General features: G+C 66.6%; 4 protein-coding genes. 3 read left to right on the forward strand and 1 reads right to left on the reverse strand.

The genetic code is table 11. The annotated features are described in order from the left end of the window. On the forward strand, nt 1-713 hold a 713-nt coding region (locus tag IP86_RS18105), incomplete at its 5' end, for an RgsD C-terminal domain-containing protein (protein WP_054163827.1). 250 nt (nt 714-963) lie between these two features. Continuing rightward, a complete protein-coding gene (locus tag IP86_RS18110; protein ID WP_054163828.1) occupies nt 964-3,432 on the forward strand; it encodes a putative bifunctional diguanylate cyclase/phosphodiesterase in 2,469 nt (822 codons plus the stop codon). 189 nt (nt 3,433-3,621) lie between these two features. On the opposite strand, the gene IP86_RS18115 is transcribed toward IP86_RS18110, so the two are convergent. After that, on the reverse strand, nt 3,622-4,185 hold the full coding sequence (locus IP86_RS18115) for a nitroreductase family protein (protein WP_054163829.1): 564 nt from the start codon (nt 4,183-4,185) through the stop codon (nt 3,622-3,624). A 297-nt stretch (nt 4,186-4,482) separates the two neighbouring features. Between IP86_RS18115 and IP86_RS18120 the strand changes: the two genes are divergently transcribed. Beyond that, nucleotides 4,483-5,313, forward strand: a complete 831-nt coding sequence (locus IP86_RS18120; RefSeq protein WP_197279868.1) for a YfdX family protein — start codon at nt 4,483-4,485, stop codon at nt 5,311-5,313. The last annotated feature ends 61 nt before the right edge of the window (nt 5,314-5,374 follow it).

Below are 5,374 nucleotides of genomic sequence, written 5' to 3' on the forward strand. Positions count from 1 at the left end.
CGACCATCAACAGCGGGCTGGTGTGGCGGGTCTATTCCGACCGGCCGGACGAGAGCGGCGTGGTCAAGCTGGTCCGCGAGGATCACGGCCCCACCCCGAACATCGTGCTGCCGCCCGGCAATTACGTCGTGCACGTTGCGCATGGCCTGGTCAGCGCGGTGCGACCGGTCGCGCTGAAGGCGGATACCGACCGCGAGGCGTTCATCCTGCCGGCCGGCGGGTTGCGGATCGAAGGCCGCGTCGGCGGCACGCGCATCCCGCAGAACCAGATCTCGTTTTCGATCTACAAAGGCAGCCAGTTCGAGAACACCCAGCGCGCCCCGCTGGTGCCGAACGCCGCCGCCGGCGACGTCGTGCTGGTGCCGGAAGGCACGTACTACATCGTCTCCAACTACGGCGACGCCAATTCGGTGGTGCGCTCGGACATCCGCGTCACCGCCGGCAAGCTGACCGACGTCACCGTCACTCACCGCGCCGCGGTGATCACGCTGAAGCTGGTGTCCGAGAAGGGCGGCGAAGCGCTCGCCAACACCGCGTGGTCGGTGCTGACGCCGGGCGGCGACGTCGTCAAGGAATCGATCGGCGCGTTCCCACGTGTGATCCTGTCCGAAGGCGAGTACCGCGCCATCGCCAAGAACGAAGGCAAGATGTTCGAGCGCGGCTTCAACGTCGTCAACGGCGTCGACGGCGAGATCGAAGTGCTGGCCCGCTGAAGTCGGGCGGCGGTGACGCGGCTATCATCGGCGACGTCTCTGCGTGCGATGGCAGGTGGATGGTAATCGCTTCAAGTTTGCGGCGATTTTTCTCTGTGGTGATCGTCACATTCCCTAACGGGAACTAACCATCACGAGACATAAATCCTTCATAATCAAGCCTTTCGCGCCGGGGTACCGCGGCGTTTACATCGTCTTAATCAGGAATACGTCGACTGCTCCCGAGTGATTGGGCGCGGGGACGCGACAGGTGACGGCCAGACACAATCGGGAGACGCTGACGACTCAGCTCTCTGCCGATCTCGCAATTCTGCAGCGGAAATGGTACGCGGCGGTCCAGCCCGGACAGTCGCTGCCGAGCTATGAGGAGGTGATGCTCGGCAGTCTCGGCCGGCTCGCCGACCAGATGGCGTTGCTGCAGCTCACCGGCGGCACGCCCGGCGTCTCGCGGACCGGCCGCTATGTGCAGCAGTGGCTCGGCGACGACCGCTGGGACATTCCGCTCGAAGCGCTGTCGCCGGATTGCGCCACCGCGCTGGTGCAGACCGCGATGAGCGCGTTGCAGAACCAGCGGCCTTATCTCGGCACGGCGCATGTCGTGCGCGACGGCATCGTGCAAAAGTACGTGCTGCTGGCGCTGCCGACCGCCTCGCGCTGGGGCAACACGCTGATCGGCGTTTACATCAACGAGGACGGCTTCCGCTACAATCTGCTCGACGCGATCTTCTCGTCGACCGACGACGGCATCGTCTCGCTCGCGGCGATCCGCGGGTCCGACGAGCGGCCGTTCGACTTCCAGATCGTGCATCTCAACGACGGCGCCTCCGAGCTGCTCGGCGAGTCGCCGTCGGCGCTGCAATGGAGCCGGCTGTCGGCCGGCAAGCATCTGCTGTGCGACCCCGGCGTGGTCGCGCGGCTGCTGGCGCTGGTCGACAATGGCGGCCAGGACACCATCACGATCGACACCGACGACCGCAATCTCAGCCTCGGCGCCAACGGCTTCGGCGACATCGTCTCGCTGACGATTTCCGACATCACCTCGCTGAAGAAGCGCGAGGAGTCGTTCCGCCTGCTGTTCGACGGCAATCCGATGCCGATGTGGGTGTTCGACTCGGCCACCACCGAATTCCTCAGCGTCAACGACGCGGCCGTGCAGCACTACGGTTACGACCGCGAGACCTTCCTGCGGATGACGCTGCGCGAAATCTGGCCGCGCGAGGAATGGGCCGCGCACAGCCGCGCGCTGCTCAACATCGGCGACAGCTACCAGTCCGAGGGCAACTGGCGGCACATCAAGGCCGACGGCAGCGCCATCGAGGTGCTGACCTTCGGCCGCCGCGTGGTGTTCGACGGCCGCGACGGGTTTCTCGTCGCGGTGGTGGACATCACCGAGCGGCGCAAGGCCGAGGCGAAGATCGCCCACATGGCGCATCACGACGGCCTGACCAATCTGCCCAACCGCGCGCTGTATCAGGAGCGGCTGCAGCAGGCGCTCGATCAGGCGCGCGACGGCGGCGCCCGCGTCGCGGTGATGTGCCTCGACCTCGATCTGTTCAAGAACGTCAACGACTCGTTCGGTCATCCGATGGGCGACCGGCTGCTGCGCTGCGTCGCCGAGCGGCTGCGCGGCGCGGTCGGCGGCGGCGATCTGGTGGCCCGGCTCGGCGGCGACGAATTCGCGCTGGTGCTGAGTCAGTTCGCGTCGCCCAACGAGGCCAGCGATTTCGCCGGGCGGCTGATCGAGATCGTCAGCGCGCCGTACGACATGGACGGGCTCGAAGTGGTGATCGGCGCCTCGATCGGCATCGCGATGGCGCCCGGCGACGGTGACGAGTGCGAGGCGCTGCTGCGCAACGCCGACATGGCGCTGTATCGCGCCAAGGCGGCGGGCGGCGGCTGCCATCATTTCTTCGAGAAGGAGATGGACCGCCAGGCGCAGATCCGCCGCGACATGGAGATCGATCTGCGTCACGCCTTCGCGCATGGCGAGTTCGAGCTGCACTACCAGCCGCTGATCGACCTCGCCCAGGACCGGGTCGGCGGCTTCGAGACGCTGCTGCGCTGGCGGCATCCCGAGCGCGGCATGATCTCGCCGGCGGACTTCATCCCGGTCGCCGAAGATATCGGCCTGATCGTCGGGCTCGGGGAGTGGGTGCTGCGCCAGGCCTGCATGGAAGCGGCGGGCTGGCCGGACGACGTCAAGGTCGCGGTCAATCTGTCGCCGGTGCAGTTCCGCAGCCGCAATCTGGTGCAGGTGGTGATCTCGGCGCTGGCGCAGTCGGGGCTGCCGCCGCGCCGGCTCGAGCTGGAAATCACCGAGTCGCTGTTTCTGGCCGACAGCGAGGCGAATCTCGCCACGCTGCATCAGCTCCGCGCGCTCGGCGTCCGGATCTCGATGGACGATTTCGGCACCGGCTATTCGTCGCTCAGCTACTTGCGCAGCTTCCCGTTCGACAAGATCAAGATCGATCGCTCCTTCGTGCGCGACGTCACCGAGCGTCCGGACTGCCTCGCCATCGTCCGCGCCATCGCCGGTCTCGGCCGCAGCCTGGATATCACCACGCTGGCCGAAGGCGTCGAAACCATCGAGCAACTCGACGCACTGCGCGCCGAAGGCTGCCACGAAGTGCAAGGCTTCCTGTTCAGCCCGGCGCGGCCGGCCGCGGAGATTGCAGGACTGCTCGCAAGATTCGGCCACGCCGCGTCGAAGGCGGCTTAGAGGGCAAGGGCGCGTCCACACCCTTCACCGTCATGCGCGGGCTTGACCCGCGCATCCATCGCACGCGAGCGCGCCGAAATGACTCTTAGCGAATTTGCCAAGAGGATGGATTGCCGGGTCAAGCCCGGCAATGACGCTTCGATGAGTTAGCAGGGCTCGGTTCGTTGCGGATGCCGTGCGCCGAGCGCCTCAGAACCGCGTCACCACCTCCGCCAGCGCCGGGCGCGGGCGGTCGTCGTTTGGACGCGTTCGGGTGCCGATGTGGATGAAGCCGGCGAGCTTCTCGTGCGCCGCGAGGCCGAGGCCGGTGAGCACGTCGCGGTCGTAGGCGATCCAGCCGCTGAGCCAATTGGCGCCGTAGCCGAGCGCACTCGCGGCGGCGACGATGTTCATGCAGCTCGCGCCCGCCGACAATTCCTGCTCCCATTCCGGCACCTTGGGATGCGGCTTCGGCGAACTCACCACTGCGATGACCAGCGGCGCTTCGGACAGCCGTCCCTGTTCGGTGGCGATCTCGGCGGCAGTCGCCTCCGGATGCTTGCGGGCGAACACTTCGGCGATCACGGCGCCGCCGCGCGCACGCGCGTCGCCCTCGAACACGATGAAGCGCCACGGCGCGAGCTTGCCGTGATCCGGCACCCGCGCGCCGATCGTCAGGATGGTGTCGAGCTCGTCGGGCGAGGGGCCCGGCCCGGTCATCTCGCGCGGCTTCACCGAGCGGCGGGTTTGAAGGAAGGAAATGACGTCCGGCATGGGCTTCTCCGGCGATCGGGCGATCGCTTGGTGTGATGATTGCGGCTCGTTCTAGCAAAGAACACGCGCCCGAGCGACCGCTGCGCGCCATATCAGAGAGCTTCCAACAAATCGCGACGCGGCCTCACCGATCGTGCGCGCCGTCAGAAATGCCTGCGGCACAATGATTTCCTAAGTTTAATGCAACGCGAGCGGCGGTGTTGCCGTTGTCGGAACGAACTCGACATCGCGAGTTCTGCCGACCGATCACCGGAAGTGGATGACCGCGTTCGACATCTACTTTGAGGAGAAATGATCATGCTTCGTGTCAAGACAACGCTCATCGCCGCCGCGCTCGCCACCACCGCCCTGTGCGGCGCCGTCTATGCGGCCGACCACCAGACCTCGCCCGACCAGGCTGCGGCACAGGACTTCTCCAAGCTGTCGAAGGACGGCTTCAACGCCTTCCAGGACATTCGCGAAGCGCGGCTGGCGCTGTTCAACGGCAAGCCGGACGCGGCGCGCAAGGACGTCAACAAGGCGATGGAGTCGCTCGAGAAGAGCAAGACCGACGACTCGGTTTTCATCAAGGCCGAGGCCGACCTGAAGCAGCCGGCGCAATCCGCCGCCTCCAACCAGCCGCCGGCGAACCAGAGCACGGCTTCGACCACGCCGGTGAAGTGGCTGCCGATCAACGGCACCATCACGGTGCAGGAGGATTACTCCGCGGTACCCGCCAAGGCCGCGGCGCTGAAGACCGCCAATTCGCAGCTCAAGGCCGGCAAGCAGAAGGACGCGCTCGAGACGCTGAAGATGAACGACGTCAATGTCGCGGTCGCGCTCGAAGTCGCGCCGCTGGATGCCACCCTGAAGGGCGTCGATCAGGCGTCCAAGTTGCTCGACACCGGCAAGTACTACGAAGCCAACGGCGCGCTGATGCAGGTCGAGAACGGCATCCGCTACTCGGTGGTCGACATGCAGGACAAGGCGCCGCATACGGCGGCCAATACCTCGCCTTCGGACAGCAAGGCGGCGGCCACCACCGGCCAGGCCACGACTGGTCAGGTGACGACGGCCAAGCCGTCAACGCCCAGCTCGGCCAGCCCATCGACGGGCACGCCGCCGGCGTCCACTTCGCCGAGCCACTGACGGATCGCCGCGGAAGCAACGGACGTCTCCCGCCGTTGCTTCCGGCGGCCCCGGCAGGCGG

Source organism: Rhodopseudomonas sp. AAP120 (genome assembly GCF_001295845.1).
Classification (GTDB): Bacteria; Pseudomonadota; Alphaproteobacteria; order Rhizobiales; family Xanthobacteraceae; genus Rhodopseudomonas.

Coding starts and splice junctions, on each gene's coding strand:
- IP86_RS18115 (WP_054163829.1), bottom strand. CDS start 4,185: ATGCCGGACGTCATTTCCTTCCTTCAAACCCGCCGCTCGGTGAAGCCG.
- IP86_RS18120 (WP_197279868.1), top strand. CDS start 4,483: ATGCTTCGTGTCAAGACAACGCTCATCGCCGCCGCGCTCGCCACCACC.